This window comes from Paenibacillus mucilaginosus 3016 (genome assembly GCF_000250655.1).
Classification (GTDB): Bacteria; Bacillota; Bacilli; order Paenibacillales; family NBRC-103111; genus Paenibacillus_G; species Paenibacillus_G mucilaginosus.
On sequence record NC_016935.1, the window covers coordinates 1,994,683 to 2,010,065 of the forward strand.

13 protein-coding genes are annotated in these 15,383 nt (G+C 60.2%); 12 read left to right on the plus strand and 1 reads right to left on the minus strand.

Annotated elements, in window-relative coordinates; all coding sequences use genetic code 11:
* Window positions 1–313: 313 nt before the first annotated feature.
* The 10 genes from PM3016_RS08970 to PM3016_RS09015 all read left to right on the plus strand — a co-directional run bounded on the left by PM3016_RS08970 (window position 314) and on the right by PM3016_RS09015 (window position 12,526).
* Window positions 314–1,465, plus strand: coding sequence for a BMP family ABC transporter substrate-binding protein (locus PM3016_RS08970; RefSeq protein ID WP_014369206.1), 1,152 nt, complete (start codon window positions 314–316; stop codon window positions 1,463–1,465).
* Between the two features lie 142 nt (window positions 1,466–1,607).
* Complete coding sequence (locus PM3016_RS08975; protein WP_013915180.1) at window positions 1,608–3,155, plus strand: ABC transporter ATP-binding protein; 1,548 nt, start codon at window positions 1,608–1,610, stop codon at window positions 3,153–3,155.
* A complete protein-coding gene (locus PM3016_RS08980; protein ID WP_014369207.1) occupies window positions 3,152–4,273 on the plus strand; it encodes an ABC transporter permease in 1,122 nt (373 codons plus the stop codon). Before PM3016_RS08975 ends, PM3016_RS08980 begins: the two co-directional genes overlap by 4 nt.
* A 9-nt stretch (window positions 4,274–4,282) precedes the next feature.
* Entirely contained in the window at window positions 4,283–5,209 is a 927-nt protein-coding gene (locus PM3016_RS08985; RefSeq protein ID WP_238540471.1) for an ABC transporter permease, read from the plus strand.
* Window positions 5,210–5,276: 67 nt separating this feature from the next.
* Complete coding sequence (locus PM3016_RS08990) at window positions 5,277–5,762, plus strand: nucleoside deaminase (protein ID WP_013915183.1); 486 nt, start codon at window positions 5,277–5,279, stop codon at window positions 5,760–5,762.
* A 207-nt stretch (window positions 5,763–5,969) separates the two neighbouring features.
* Window positions 5,970–7,475 (plus strand): methyl-accepting chemotaxis protein, encoded by a 1,506-nt coding sequence (locus PM3016_RS08995; RefSeq protein WP_014369209.1) that lies wholly within the window; start codon window positions 5,970–5,972, stop codon window positions 7,473–7,475.
* Between the two features lie 795 nt (window positions 7,476–8,270).
* Entirely contained in the window at window positions 8,271–9,254 is a 984-nt protein-coding gene (locus PM3016_RS09000) for a LacI family DNA-binding transcriptional regulator (protein ID WP_013915185.1), read from the plus strand.
* Window positions 9,255–9,298: 44 nt separating this feature from the next.
* Window positions 9,299–10,267: a carbohydrate kinase family protein gene (locus PM3016_RS09005; protein WP_014369211.1), complete on the plus strand. Its 969-nt coding sequence runs from the start codon at window positions 9,299–9,301 to the stop codon at window positions 10,265–10,267.
* Window positions 10,268–10,474: 207 nt separating this feature from the next.
* Window positions 10,475–11,092 carry a DedA family protein gene (locus PM3016_RS09010; RefSeq protein WP_014369212.1) on the plus strand — a complete coding sequence of 206 codons (618 nt, stop codon included), beginning with the start codon at window positions 10,475–10,477 and terminating at the stop codon, window positions 11,090–11,092.
* A 300-nt stretch (window positions 11,093–11,392) separates the two neighbouring features.
* Entirely contained in the window at window positions 11,393–12,526 is a 1,134-nt protein-coding gene (locus PM3016_RS09015) for an acyltransferase family protein (RefSeq protein ID WP_014369213.1), read from the plus strand.
* 250 nt (window positions 12,527–12,776) lie between these two features.
* On the opposite strand, the gene PM3016_RS09020 is transcribed toward PM3016_RS09015, so the two are convergent.
* Entirely contained in the window at window positions 12,777–13,166 is a 390-nt protein-coding gene (locus tag PM3016_RS09020; protein WP_013915189.1) for a hypothetical protein, read from the minus strand.
* 358 nt (window positions 13,167–13,524) lie between these two features.
* On the opposite strand from PM3016_RS09020, the gene PM3016_RS09025 reads away from it, so the two are divergent.
* A complete protein-coding gene (locus PM3016_RS09025) occupies window positions 13,525–14,868 on the plus strand; it encodes a right-handed parallel beta-helix repeat-containing protein (RefSeq protein ID WP_238540472.1) in 1,344 nt (447 codons plus the stop codon).
* Window positions 14,865–15,182: a hypothetical protein gene (locus PM3016_RS39490; protein WP_238540473.1), complete on the plus strand. Its 318-nt coding sequence runs from the start codon at window positions 14,865–14,867 to the stop codon at window positions 15,180–15,182. The genes PM3016_RS09025 and PM3016_RS39490 overlap by 4 nt, the downstream gene beginning before the upstream one ends.
* The last annotated feature ends 201 nt before the right edge of the window (window positions 15,183–15,383 follow it).

Genomic DNA, 15,383 nt, shown 5'->3' on the forward strand with positions numbered 1-15,383 from the left:
GTCCGCCTTTTAAGGCATGGGATTCCCGCTAAGAAATCATTCAATACACATGACTTTAACAGCGGCTGGAACCTTATCTCCATCCCTTTATAGCGCCCTGTGAATTGGATGGATAAAGCCCAAGCCTCCGGGACATCCTCACTAATATGTTAATTTATATAACATGAACATCCATTAATAAAAGGCATAGTGCACAATTTTACCCGTCCAATTTAGAGATTATGCTAATTTTGTGTCATGTTAATTGACGTAATATGGCCTGGAACTATAGTTTAGATCTAGAAACGATAAAGCAGATCCGGGGAGGAAGCGTATGAACAGGCGTCGGAGATCAGGGGTAATCGGGTTGGTTTTGACGATGGTGATGGCATGGGCGCTGGCCGGATGTTCCGGCGGAGGTGCCTCCACGGGAGCAGGCGGCACGGCGGATCCGAAGAGTACGGAGCCCGCGCCGACAACGGATACAGGCAGCAAGACGCCGCGGGTCGCCTTCGTCTACATCGGGCCTCCGGGCGACGGCGGCTGGACGTTCCAGCACGATGAGGGCCGCAAGCAGATGGAGAAGGAGCTCGGCATCAAGGCGGATACCGTCGAGAATGTGCCGGAGAGCGCGGACGCGGAGCGGGTCATCACTGAGCTGGCGCAGAATCATGACATTGTGTTCACGACCAGCTTCGGCTATATGGACTACACGCTTAATGTGGCGAAGAAGTTCCCGAACGTGAAGTTCGAGCATACGGCCGGCTACAAGACCCATGCGAACATGAGCACCTACTTCGGCAAAAATTTCGAAGCCAGCTACCTGAGCGGCATCGCGGCAGGCAAGATGACGAAAAAGAACCTGATCGGCTATGTCGGCGCATTCCCTATTCCGGAAGTCATCTATAATATCAACGCCTTCACGCTGGGCATCCAGAGTGTGAACCCGGACGCCAAGGTGCAGGTGGTCTGGACGAACACCTGGTATGACCCGACGACGGAGCGGCAGGCCGCGGTGTCCCTGCTTGACAAGGGGGCTGACGTGCTGCTCGCGTACCAGGATTCCCCGGCCACGCTGCAGGCGGCTGCGGAGCGCGGTGCCATGGCGGGCGGCAATGACTCGGATATGTCCCGTTTTGCACCGAAGGCTTACCTGACCAATCCGATCTGGAACTGGGGCCCGTACTATACGAAGACCGTGAAGTCCGTCATGGACGGCACCTGGAAGAGCCAGCAGTACATGGGCTCGATGGCGGACGGCATGGTCGGTCTGGCGCCGCTTGGCGAGAGCGTTCCTGACGATGTCAAGAAGCTGGTCGAGGATGCCAAGGCGAAGATTCTCTCGGGTGAGCTGAAGGTCTACCAAGGTCCGATCAAGGATGCGGGCGGCACGGTAAAAGTGGAGGCCGGTAAAGAGCTGCCGCTCTCCGATATTCTTCAGATGAACTGGTTCGTGCAGGGAGTGGAGGGCACGATTCCGAAATAACGGCGCTGCCGGCACGGCAAGAAGGTCACCGCGTCTGTCTGCCGGCAAGACTCGCAAGGCGGCATGGCAGCACTCCCTGGCAGGTTAGGGGGTGCTGTCCTCTGTTCAGGGCGTGGGTGGCAAGAAGAAAGGGGAATGAGGTATGGGGAGCAGCGTGTTTTCGGTCGAGATGAAAGGCATCGTCAAGCAGTTCGGTTCCGTCACGGCCAACGATCATGTGGATTTCCGGGCGAAGCCCGGCGAGATCCACGCCCTGCTCGGCGAGAACGGGGCGGGCAAGAGCACGATGATGTGCATGCTCTCGGGGGTCTACCGCCCGACAAGCGGCGAAATCTACATCCGCGGCAAAGCGGCGGGAATCCGTTCGCCCAAGGATGCCATGAGGCTGGGCGTCGGGATGGTGTTCCAGAACTTCCGTCTGGTTCAGACGCTCACGGCAGCGGAGAATATCGTGCTCGGCGAGCGCTCAGGGTTCTGGCGGGGGCCGGGCTGGATCCGCCGCAAGCAGGAAGAGATTGAGGCGATCTCGGAGCGCTTCGGGCTGCCGTTCCCGGCGGACCGCCCGGTGTGGCAGCTGTCGGTCGGGGAGCAGCAGCGGGTCGAGATCGTGAAGACGCTGTACCGCGGGGCGGACCTCATCATTCTCGACGAGCCGACCTCCGTACTCACGCCGGGCGAGGTGGACCAGTTATTCGAGACGCTGGCCCGGATGAAAAGCGAAGGCAAAACCGTCATCATGACGACGCATAAGCTCAAGGAGGTCATGTTCGCCTCCGACCGGATCTCCGTCATGCGCAAGGGGCGGATGATCGCCGAGATGGAAAAGCGGGAGACGAGTGAAGGCGAGCTCGCCCAGCTTATGGTCGGCAGCCGTACCGCCCCCCAGCCTGCAGCGAAACTGCAAGGCAGCCCGAAGGCGGGAGGGCCGCTGCTTGTAGTGAGGGGCCTGGACGTCTACGGCGACCACGGCCGCAAGGCGCTGGGCGGACTCGGCTTTGAGGTCCGGGAGGGGGAGATCGTCGGCGTGGCCGGCGTCTCGGGCAACGGCCAGAAGGAGCTTGCCGAGGTGCTGACCGGCCTGCGGATGTGGAAAGGCGGCTCGGTGGAGTTCGCCGGACGTCCGCTCAAGAACGGTTCGGTCCGCGCCGCCATCGAGTCGGGGATTGCGCATGTGCCCGAGAACCGGATGAAGAGCGGGCTGGCCGGCAGTCTCGGCTCCGTCGACAATCTGCTTTTCAAAACGTACCGTTCCCCGAAGCGGTCACGCTTAGGTATCCTCCGCAGCGGGTCGAACCGGAGCTGGGCGGCCGAGCTTGTCGAGCGCTACGACGTGAAGACGCCGGGAATCGACGCCCCCGTACAGATGATGTCCGGCGGCAACCAGCAGAAGCTGCTGTTCGCCAGGGAGATCGAGCAGGATCCGAAGCTGATGGTGGCCGTCCATCCGACACAGGGGCTTGATGTCGGCGCCTCCCAGGGTGTACACCGGCTGCTCGGCGAGCTCCGGAGCCGGGGGAGAGGCGTGCTCCTCATCTCGGAGGATCTCGACGAGGTGCTGCAGCTGTCCGACCGGGTGCTTGTGCTGTACGGCGGCCGGAACGTAGGCACGGTGGACCGGGCCGAAGCGGACCGGGAGCGGATCGGCCGGCTGATGGCGGGGCTGACGGAGAGAGAGGGGGAAGCGGGATGAACGAGAGGCACACAGCCCCGTCCCTGCAGCTGGAGCAGGGACGGGGGGCACGCCGCAGCCGGTTCCGGCGGCCTTACCGCATCGAGATCGACCCGGCCGGAGGCCAGGGCCCATGGTGGGTCCCGGTGGTCTCGATCGTGCTGGCGCTGGCGGTGTGCGGCATCTTCATCGCCTGGAACGGCATGAACCCGCTCACGGTATATGCCAAAATGGTCAAGGGCGCCTTCGGCACCTCCTTCGGGTTCACCGAGACGCTGGTCAAAGCGATCCCCCTGATGCTCTGCGGTCTCGGCGTATCGATCGCCTACCGGATATCCGTGTGGAACATCGGGGCCGAAGGACAATTCATCGCCGGGGCCATGGCGGCAACCGCGGTGACGGTCTACTACCCGGAGCTGCCGATGGTGCTGTCGATTCCCTTCATGCTGCTGGCCAGCCTGGCGGCCGGAGGCCTCTGGGGACTGCTCACGGCGATCCCGCGCACTTACTTCGGGGTCAATGAACTTATCACCTCTTTGATGCTGAACTATGTAGCGCTGCTTGCCTTGAACTATGTCGTCTTCGGGCCGTGGAAGGACCCCAAGGGGTTCAACTTTCCGGGCACCCCGATGTTCACGGAGGCGCAGTCGCTGCCGGTTCTCGGCGCAACAAGGCTTCATATGGGCCTGGTGTTCGCACTGGCCGGCGTGCTGCTCTACTGGCTGGTTATCCGCTATACCCGATGGGGCTACGAGCTGCGGCTCATCGGTGCGAACGCGGAGGCGGCCCGCAATGCGGGCATCCCGATCTCGAGGCACATTCTCGCCGTCATGCTCGTCAGCGGTGCCCTCGCAGGTCTCGCCGGCATGAGCGAAGTGGCTGGTGTGACCCACCGGCTGATGTACGGCATCTCGCCGGGGTACGGCTATACGGCGGTCATCGTGGCATGGCTCGCCAAGCTGAATCCCGCCGGACTGGTGATCTCCTCTGTGCTCTTCGGCGGTCTTATCGTCGGCGGGTACAGCGTCCAGACGATCGGCCTGCCGTCGTCGGTCTCGTCGATGCTGCAGGGCGCGATCCTGTTCTTCTTCATCGCCGGAGCCATGGCCGGCAAGTTCCGGCTGCGGCGCAGCCGCTAGAAAGGAGTGATGGGCCTTGGAGCTCATGACACAAATTATCGCGGCGGCGATGGCCTCGGGCACACCGCTGCTCTGGGCGGTATCCTGATCGAGCGATCGGGCATCACCCAGCTCGGCGCAGAAGGTTTGATGCTGATGGGGGCGGTCACCTCCTGCATCGTGTTCATCCAGACCGGCAGCCTGACCCTCGCCCTTCTCGCGGTGCTCGCCGTAAGTGCTGTGCTCGGCCTGGTGCATGGCGTGCTGTGCGTCACGCTCCGGGCGAATCAGGTCGTCAGCGGCCTCGCCATGACGCTGTTCGGCACGGGGCTCAGCGCCTATCTCGGCAAGCCCGTGAGCGGGCAGCCCCTGCCGGGAGCCGTGCCGAAGCTGGACCTGCCGTCGCTGCAGGGCATTCCGGTCATCGGTCCGCTTTTTGGGCACCTGGACCTGTTCACGTATCTCAGCTTTGCGCTGGTGCTGGCGCTGCACCTTTTTATCCACCGCACCTCCTGGGGACTCAGTCTGCGCGCCGTCGGCGACAATCCCGCTACGGCCGATGTCATGGGCATTCCGGTGCTCGGGCTGCGCTACGCCTGCATCGTCATCGGCACGATGATGATCGGGCTGGCGGGAGCGGACCTGCTCCTCGTCTACACCCCTGCGTGGAACGAGGGGATGACGGCCGGCCGGGGCTGGATTGCGGTAGCTCTCATCATCTTCGCCCGGTGGAACCCCGTGCGTGCGCTGGTGTGCGCCTACTTCTTCGGCGCGCTGGATACGCTCGGCCTCCGCATCCAGCTGACGGGTATCGAGATTCCGTCTTATTTTCTCAAAATGATTCCGTATCTCGTCACGGTGGCCGTCCTGATGTTCCTGGGCTGGCGCAGCCGCGGCAAGCCCTCGGGCGCACCGGAGGCGCTCGGCTTGCCTTATATCCGGGAGCAGCGATTCTAAGCTGCCCCTTTGATCTTGCGAACGGAGGCATGAACCCAAGGCCTTCATATAGGAGGAGAACGAGTCTATGACCGATAGAGAGAAGCACATCCCTTACCTGCGCCGCTGCGTCGAGCTGTCCCTGCTGGCGCGGGAGTCCGGCAACACGCCGTTCGGAGCCCTGCTCGCGGGACCGGACGGAACGATCCTGCTCGAACAGGGGAATATCGAGATTACCGGGCGCAACTGCACCGGCCACGCCGAGCGGACCCTGATGGAGGCCGCATCGAAGCGGTTCAGCCGGCAGGAGCTGTGGAACTGCACGCTGTACACGAGCGCCGAGCCGTGCGCGATGTGCGCCGGCTCCATCTATTGGGGCAACGTCGGCCGGGTCGTCTACGGCATCTCCGAGAAGCATCTGGCGGAGCTCACCGGAGAGGATGAGCAGAACCCGACGCTCGACCTGCCGTGCAGGGAGGTGTTCTCCCGGGGGCGCAAGCCCATCGAAGTCATCGGCCCCTTCCCCGAGGTGGAGGAGGAGACGGCTGCCGCGCACGCCGGGTATTGGAAGTAGTCCGCAGGAACAGCCTGCGGTTAGGCCTGATCCGAGAGCCGGAAGGCCCGGAGTTCTGCGAACCCATGCTGCCGGGGGACAGGTGTGCAAGCACCGCCATGCACCGTTTTATTTTCCTCTAAACTTTGTGTACCGGGGTGACGATGAAATTCAGTGATGGCTGAATTCAGCGAAACCGATGACATAAAGGAAAAGAGGAGATTACTTATGGGCGTTACTTCCAAACAGATCCCGGAACCAACCGCTGCTCCGCGTGTTCTGAATGAGATTGAAGGCGTGTACCTGACAAGAAATAAAATCATGGCCTGGCTGTTTGCCGGTCTTTTTGCACTGAATGCGGTTACGGTTCTGATCACCCGGGGGTGGGGCTTCCTGCCTCTGACCCTGCTGCTGGGGGCGACCAGCGGGATCTTGTTCTATGCCGTTAATAAGCGTGCAGGCCTTACGAAGGTGCCTTTCGTTGTAGTAGGCTGTTTCCTCCTGCTTCATCTGATTCTGCTGGGCATTGAGTTCTCAGCGGTCAACACGTTGATCCTGGCTATTTTTCTGTGCTTGTTCCCATCCTACCGTTATGTTCTTACTTTCTCGGTACTGGCCCTTGTGGAAATGAACGTGCTCAGCGCGGTGACCGGGAAGCTTCCGGTCGGTGACAACCTTGTGCTGCATAACATTCTGCTGGTCATTGCGCTGGTGCCGCTGGTCATTATGGCCCTGCTCAGCCAGCGTCTGCTGCGCAGCATGCTCGTGCAGATGAAAGAGGCGGAGCAGGCCAGCCTGCAGGTGAGCACCATGTTCGACAAAGTAAAGCAGGCGGTAGGCATTCTCGGGGAGTTCAGCAAGGAGCTCCAGGAGAACAGCACGACTACCGGACAAATCACACGCGAAGTCTCGATCGGCTTCAGCGAAATTATGAAAGGCGTGGAGACACAAGCGGCCTCCGTGTCCGATATCTCCGAGCAGCTCGGCGGTTCCCATGCGGATATCGCGGCTGTGGCCGGCAGCGCGAACGAGATGAAGGAGATTTCGCGCCAGACCGCATCCGTTACGGCGGGCGGCACCGAGCAGGTGCACGATATGGCGGTGCGCATCCAGGAAGTGGAGCGGATCATGGACACGATTGTGGACTCCATGGAGAAGCTCAATGCGCAGAATGCGGCGATCGGGACGATCCTTTCCTCGATTACGGAGATTGCCAACCAGACGAACCTGCTGTCGCTCAATGCTTCGATCGAAGCGGCACGGGCGGGTGAGCAGGGCCGCGGCTTCGCCGTCGTTGCCAACGAAGTGAAAAAGCTCGCCGAGAGCTCGCAGAAGTCGGCGGAAGAAATCTCCGGCATTCTCGGCAGCATCCAGGGATCGTTCATATCCCTGACCGAACAGGTAGGCCGCGGCAAACAGGCGCTCGGCACGAGCAAGGAGTCGGCGAAGCAGTCCGAGACGATCTTCTCGCAGATCGCGGACTTTACGCAGCAGGTCGTAGCCCAGGCTTCCGAGGTGGAACAAAAGACGCTGAAGATCAAGACATCCTCCGATCATATCGTGCAGGAAGTGAGCTCGATCGCCGCCGTAACGGAAGAGTCCACCGCCGCCTTCGAGGAGATCTCGGCCAGTGTCGAGAATCAGAAGCAGATGGTGGAACGCACGGTTGCCAGCTTCCGCCAGCTCGAAGAGCTGATCGTCGACCTGAATAAGATGGTGAGCGGGCAGGAGTAATCCATGTCCGAATTAGGTAGATATACCAAAAAGATAAGCACTAGGGACGGCCGAACTTACGCCATTTCCTTGATGCCCGGCCGGGAGAGCTTGCTGCTCTTCCGGCTGTTTTTTTGTAAACAGGAACCATAGGCCGCCAAATCCCTGGATCCGCAGGATCAACCCGATGGCCCAAAAGAAGGACAAATCAGCCCATTCCTTGTGCCGGGCTCACTGGATTACCCGGGGCAGTCCCAAGCATTGACGCCTTCCTACAGCTGCCTTGCAGTCTGGCAAGCTAAGCTTTATATAGAAGAGTTGACAGACCAGCCAGACAGAAGCTATACTTCATATAAACGTTTACGTAAACGTTTAACTATATAAATAATTGTTTAAAGATCCGCGAATTATATCTTTCACAAAGAACTTTGTGCAAGCGCAGCAGAACGATCGGATGGCTATCGAAGGTGATTCGCTGGACAGATGCAGCCAGCCGAACAGGGCTACGATGCGCCTCGGCCCGACCTTTGTGCGAAGCACAACGGAAGTTGTATCCTTTCGTAAGCTGAACTAGTGTAAGCGTAACGCAGAAGAAGTACATACCAGCAAGGATGTATCATTTTGAAAGCGACCTTTGTGCGGAGCACGAAGGAGCAGCCGAGTTACATACCAGCGAGGCTGTATCATTTTGAAAGCGACCTTTGTGCAAAGCACAACGGAGCGCAAAATGATACACCGAGCGTCCGAGCGTCCGAGCACAAAATGATACACCCGAGCGTCCGAGGTGAACCCACCATAAAAGCAGGAATCAAACAAGTGGCCGAGCGGGCAGGCGTCTCGACGGCAACCGTGTCCCACGTCATCAACGGAACACGCTTCGTGTCCGAGGAGGCAAAGGCGAAGGTGAACCGCGCCATGGAAGAACTGGAGTACCGGCCGAATACCCTGGCCCGGGGCCTGCGGAGCCAGAAGTCGATGACGGTCGGGCTGATCGTGCCGATCCTGCCTTCCGATACGTCGAACTTTTTCTTCCTTACGGTGGCCCAGGGTATCCAGAAGGTGCTGCGGGAGCACGGCTACCAGCTGCTGCTCAGCAGCAACATGAGCGGGACGCCAGAGGAGGAGCGGGAGCAGATCCGGCTGCTCCAGTCGAAGTGGATCGACGGCCTCATTATCGCTCCGGCGGCGGGCGGGACCGGCTTCCCCTTGGAGCCGGGGGAGGACGGACTGTCGGTCGTGTTCATCGACCGGCAGCCGCAGGGCGTGTCCGGCGACTGCGTGCTCGGGGACAGCTTCGGCGGCGCTTACGAAGCGGTAAGCCTGCTGCTCGAGCAGGGACACCGCCGCATCGGCTACATCGCAGGCGAAGAGGGCATCACCACGAGCAGCGAGCGGTATGAAGGCTACCGCCAGGCTCTGGCGGACCGCGGCTTGACGCCTGACCCGCTGCTTGAGAAGTCAGCCGCATCAAGCTTCGAGAGCGGCTACGCTTGCGCGAAGGAGCTGCTCGGGGCAGGCGGCGTAACCGCCCTGTTCGTCGCCAACAATGTGCAGACGATGGGCGCCATGAAGTACATCCAGGAGCGGGGCTTCCGCGTGCCCGGGGAGCTTGCGATTATCGGGTTCGACGACTACGACTGGACCCGGGTCACGACACCGCCGCTGACGGTCATCCGCCAGCCGGCGTTCGAGCTGGGCTGCCGGGCGGCGGAGGTGCTCCTGGAGCGCATCGGGCAGCCGGACCGGCCGCCGCAGGAGTACCGGCTGAAGGCGGAGCTGATCCGCAGGGACTCCTGCTGAGCAGTACACGAAACCATAGAATACGGGACAGGGGAGAAATGATCATGAATTGGGATGTAACCGCACTGGGGGAAGTGCTGATCGACATGACGCCGGCAGGCACATCGGACAAAGGATACCCGCTCTACGAGAGCAATCCCGGCGGAGCGCCGGCCAACGTGCTGGCCGCGCTCTCGAAACTCGGGAAGCGGACGGCGTTCATCGGCAAGGTAGGGGCCGACGGCTTCGGCACGTACCTTCGGGATACGCTGCAGGAGTGCGAGATCGATACCTCGGGTCTTATTTTCACCGAGGAGGCAAACACCACGATGGCCTTCGTCCATCTCAGCGCGGACGGCGACCGCTCCTTCAGCTTCTTCCGCAAGCCGGGCGCGGACCGGCTGCTGGAGGCGGGGGAAGTGCGCGGCGAGCTGCTGGCGCAGTCGCGGATCTTCCACTTCGGCTCGATCTCGATGACGCATGAGCCTTCGGCGGAAGCGACGCGATTCGCGGTGTCCGGGGCGAAGGCCGCAGGAGCCCTGATCTCCTACGATCCGAACCTGCGCATGCCCCTCTGGAGCGATGCCGCCCACGCCAAGGCGATGATGGAGTACGGGCTCGGCTGCGCCGATGTCGTGAAGATCTCGGAGGAAGAGCTGGAGTTCCTGACGGGCCTGACGGATCTGGCGGACGGTTCGCAGCAGCTCGCCGAGCGGTTCGGCATTCCCCTGATCCTCGTGACGCTGGCCGAGAAGGGAAGCTTCTACCGCTTCGGCGGGGCGACCGGTCTGGTGCCCGGCTATGCCGTGAACACGGTCGACACGACAGGGGCGGGAGACGCGTTCCTCGGCGGCGTGCTGTACGGACTGCTGGAGAAGGACCGCCGTCTGTCCGAACTCCAGGAGGAGGAAGTCCGGCAGGTAGTCACCTTCGCCAATGCCGTAGGCGCACTGGCCACGACGGTGAAGGGCGCGATTCCGGCCATGCCGGACCTCGCGGCGATCCGCCGTCTGATGGATTCGGCAGTATCATAAGAACGGAAGACGGGGCTGCTCCCGGGGACTGCAACGCTGCGGTCACCGGAACAGCCCTTTTTTTGTTATGCCCGGACACACGCCCATTTTAAGAAATATGTGGAATTTCGGAGGGGTTTTGCCGTACGATACGTCTTATAAAGAAAAGCCTGATAGAGAGAGCCGCTTCAGACGGCAGGGTGATCCGGATAAGGAGTGTGGTTAAGCATGACGGTCGACACATTGGTGGCTTGGATAGAGCAGTTCGGTTACGCGGCGTTGTTCTTCTCCCTGTGGCTGGGCATTGTGGGAGCGCCCATCCCGGATGAGGCGATTGTGATGACGGGCGGTGCGGTAACGGCCGGAGGACTGCTGCAGCCGGTGCCTACGTTTCTTCTGACCTATCTCGGGGTCGTATCGGGACTCTCGCTGGGCTACGTCCTGGGACGCTATGCCGGAGGATGGGCTGTGGATAAGCTGAGGAGCAAGCCCAAACTGCAGAAGCATATCCTTTTCTCGGAAAGACTTGTGGAGCGTTACGGAAGCCTGGCGCTGGTGATCAGCTATTTTGTGCCGGTCGTCCGTCATGTGATGCCCTACCTGCTCGGCATGAACCGGATGCCGTTCAGCCGTTATGCGGCTTTGTCGTATTCCACGGGACTCCTGTGGACGATGCTGTTCTTCCTGCTCGGCCGGTATGCGGGAGATCATGCGGATGAAGCGGTGAGCTACCTGTACGGCTACGGAGTCAAGCTCCTGTGGCTGCCCTGCGTGCTGGCGGCGGGCCTGTGGGCGGTAAGAAGCGTGATGCGCCGCCGCCGGCTGCACAGGGAGGATTCCCTGTAACGCTGGAGGCATATTACGGCAAGACTGCAGGGGATAAAGGACTATCGCCCTAAGGGCTTTGTAGGAATTAGTCGGATTGCGTGGGCTAAGGGCTTTTCCGAACGGGAAAGAGCTCGTTTTTTGGGGAGAATGGGTCATTTCCATAAGAGTCCAAAGCTGATACTATTCTGGTAGGAAACAGGAGCGGGGAGGGAGCGCGGCCAGCTTGATACATTTTGTATCCATAAAGGTTGATATCCATAGAGGTTTACCTTCATGGGCTGGCATTATCAACTACATAGAAAGAAGGAGACAGAGAGAATGAGTGGAAAAAAACTGTCTTATGAGATTCTGCTGCTGAGATGCATCGGATGCTTGTTTGTTGCGGCAGTGCACGCGGTCATCATGACCTACCGGATTCACGACCCGATTCCGAACGAATTGTATCGCTTGGCCCTCAACTCCATCCGGACGATCTGTTCGGTAGGCACCCCGATTTTCATCTTCATTACGGAGTTCCTCATTGCCAAAAATTACAAGGAAGACCTCCCGAAGCAGTTCATCTCCAAAAGGCTTAAGGTCCTGATTCCTCCCTATATCGCAATGGGTATTATCGGTTCGCTGTACAAGGTTCAGGAGAGCGGACAGCCGTTCACGGCGTACAACCTGGGCATGCAGAGCCTCAAAAATATTTTCCTGGCGGACTATAACGGCTATTTCATCGTCATTATCATCCAGTTCATCCTGATTCACTACCTGTTCCACTATAAGCTCAAATCATGGCCGGCCAAAATCGTTCTGCCCGCGTCCTTCCTCGTCAACTTCGTCTACCTGGCGTTCTTCAACTTCGTTCCGCCCTTCGGTTTCAGCGAGTCGACCGGGAACTACATTTGGTATTACCTGAGCTGGATGCCGTTCTTCGGCTGGGCTTTCTACTTCGCCCTGGGCTATTACTGCGGGAAGCATTACGACAAGTTCATCGAGACGCTGAACCGGAGAAAATGGCTGATCCTCGCCGCTCCGCTGTTCTTCGGCGCTGTCCTTCTCGGCACGAAGATGCTCGGGATCCCGAAGGTCAATACGTCCAAAACGATCTGGTATCTGTTCTTTATGCCGTCGGTTACGTTCGTGATCTTCTATCTGTCGAGCAAGCTCAAGAGCGTTCCGAACTTCGTCGTGTCGATATCCGACCACTCCTTCGGCATCTATCTGACCCACGCGGTTATCATGCGGGTGTTCGTTCTGCTCTATAAGCCGTATTTTGCGGATGCGCCGGCAATCGTTACTTTCGTCCTGATCTACGTCACCTGCGTGGGGCTGGCGATGGCGGTCACGAACGTGCTCAACAAGGTGCCGTTCGGTAAGTACCTGGTTGGACCGGTACGGGATAACGCCAAAGCGGTCCGGAAGCAGCAGGGTCTCGATGCGCCATCGGTTGCTACCGCTGCGAAATAAGCGTAGAGAGCAAGAAGCGGGGGTTTGTAAAATGATCCGGCGTGCTCCGAAGCTGGAGTATGAGTGCACAGCTGAAGTGAGAGTGCGAAGCACGAGCGGGAGCACGAAGCTGTAGTACGACCGACCACACCGGTCCGTCCTCCCGCTCCAGCAGCCAAAAAAGCTTAACCTGTCATCGGCGTACGATGAGGGTTAAGCTTTTTTGTCGTGCGGAAGAGCTCCAGTGATGCCCCGCAGGGCGGGCTCCGGCTCAGATATGCTCGTAACGCACAGGCTCCTGGGAGCGCTGGATGATGAAGCCGAGGTGGCGCAGGCGTTCCTGCATCTTGCCGACGCCGAAGTCTTCCATGAATTCGAGCAGGCACTGCTCTCCGCCGCGCAGCGTGTCTTCGTCGAACAGCTCGCCGACTTCATTGTCACGGTTGTCGAACAGGTAGGGGGCGAAGGAATATTCGCTTGTGCCGTCCTCATGCTTCTCGATGACCACACGCATGGCGAGTCCGAGCGGGTGGAGGATGCGGCGGTTGATTTCAAATAAGAGACCGGTCTTCAAAAGATATTCCGCACCGTTATGAATTTTGCCGTCTGTGCTGCGGCCAAGGGCTTCCATCAGGAGCTGCTGGGTAGGAGTCAGGTTCATTCTTCATTACCTCCGATTCTTGATAAAACTGGGTTTGCTTGATTGATAGGGACGACATCCGTTGGTTGGTTGTACCTCTTTATCGACGGGAACCTTTTATCTATGAATACGACGCTGGATATATTTTTATTCTTGACACCTTTTCATTCTACCAAACCTGCTCCGGGCAAAGTATGATAGATTTCACACTTGGAGCGGGTAAAAAGGAAGACAGGAGGATGCTGCGAACAGACGCTGGCAGGAAGCTCCGGCGGAGAAGGTCCGGTTTCAAGCGGCTCGGACAAGGAGAGAGAGGCAGCCGAGGGACCGGAGCTCGCGCGGAAGAATTCGGAGAGCAGGAGATTATGGAGGGATACGCATGCTGGATGTAAGAGAGCTGGGAGCTGTGGAAGGCGGGAAGGCCGACTGTACGGCGGTCTTCCAGGAGGCGGTCGACCGGGCCAAGGCCACGGGAGACAAGATTTTTGTTCCCATCGGCACCTACCGGATCGAGGGACAGCTGCGCGGACTCGACAACGTCTTCATCGAAGGCGTCGCCTCGAACAAGCAGTACTGGTCGCAGGAGGATGATTTTGCCACCGGGGCTTCGGTGCTGGTGGGAGGAGGAGCGAACGTGCTCTTCGCGGAGGATGTGCAGCGGGCTACGATCGACAACCTGTGCTTCACCGATTTCGCCAAGATTGCGGAGCGGACGAGCCCGCGGTCGATGCGGTTTCGCAACTGCTCGTTCAAGAACATGGTCGTGCTCGACGCGCCGTCAGGGGAGAAGGGGGCGTACCACAACTTCCGCTTCTTCGGTTGCGACTTTACGAACTACGGGATCGACGTCACATTCAAGGGCCGGATCATCGACTCCGTCTGGAAGGACTGCACGTTCGTCGGTGCGGCGGCCTTCGATCTCGTGCAGGCCAAGGCGAACCTGATCGCCCACAACCGGTTCGAATGGATCGACCGGAGCTTCGCCATCGCGATGTATGCATGCGAGTATAACCAGATTATCGAGAATTTTTTTGACCGGGTGATGGGCAACGCCATCGTGCTGCGGCAGGGGAACCGGCACATTCACGTGTCGGAGAACCTGTTCAACCGGTGCGGCAGCGGACTGACCTCCGGCGGGAAGCCTGCGGATCCCCCGCTGACGGAGACGGCGCATGCTTTCATTCAGCTCTACGGGGAGTTCGAGAATGTGAGCATTCAGAACAATGTGTTCTGCCGGGGCAGCAGCGGTGACCGCGGAGGGGAAGAGACGCCGAAGTACGTGCTGTCGAAGGAGCGGAATATTCCCGGGTGTCTTTTTACGTTCAGGGGGAATCTGACGGAGAGTGCCTGCACGGACCGGCTGCTGTATGTGGACGGGGAGCAGTATGGCAAAATGTCCGCGGACACGGACGCCGTGTTCAGCGCCTTGACCGAGGATGTCGTCGATCTGGCGCGGATCAGCCGCGGGCCGGTCACCGTCTACAACAGCGCCGCCGTGAAGGTGACGGAGATTCCGCTCCATCTCATCGTGCATAATGCGGGGGGCCGGATTAAGCTGGCGCCGGGCGGCATCCAAGCCGGGCTGGTCTACGGCGGCCGGGTGAACGGACGGCCCCGGTACTCGCGCGACGAGATCCTTTTCGAGAGCGTGGAGCCCTCCGGGCCGAGGGGAAGGCCGGCGGCAGCCGCCTCGTCTACGAGGTGCCGGTCCCCCGCAGCATGAGCGGCGCCCCGCACACGCTGAATCTGCTCTACCGCACAGGCGGCAAGCCGGATGGAAGCGTGGAGCTGTGCGGCGAAGACGGCCGCGTGCTGCTGAAGCTGCCGCCCCTGCCTCCGCTGGCCGGAGCGGAGGAGCAGGGAGCCTATACGGAGACGATCGTCGTCTCCGAAGGCTACCTGGGGCAGATGATGCACCTGCACATCTATGCCTCGCGCGACCAGCCGGACGCCGCCGGCGCCTGGGTGGAGGTGGAGGCGGTGAGCGTCGGCTACGGCCGGTCCGTGTCGAAGACGTTCACGGACCGGATGCGGTAGCCGCGGTACGCGGCAGGCTGGCCGGGTATACGGCCGCGGGCTTGGGGAGGCGAGCGCCGGACGGCGGTGGGGAGAGGCGAGCGCAGGACGGCTGGTGAGGGGAACCTCTTCGTGGGGGATGACGCGGCTAGGAACAGGCAGCCCGTTCCGGACGCCCCTCGATCTTCGTCGTGAAGATGAACATCCGTCCCGGTTGGATGC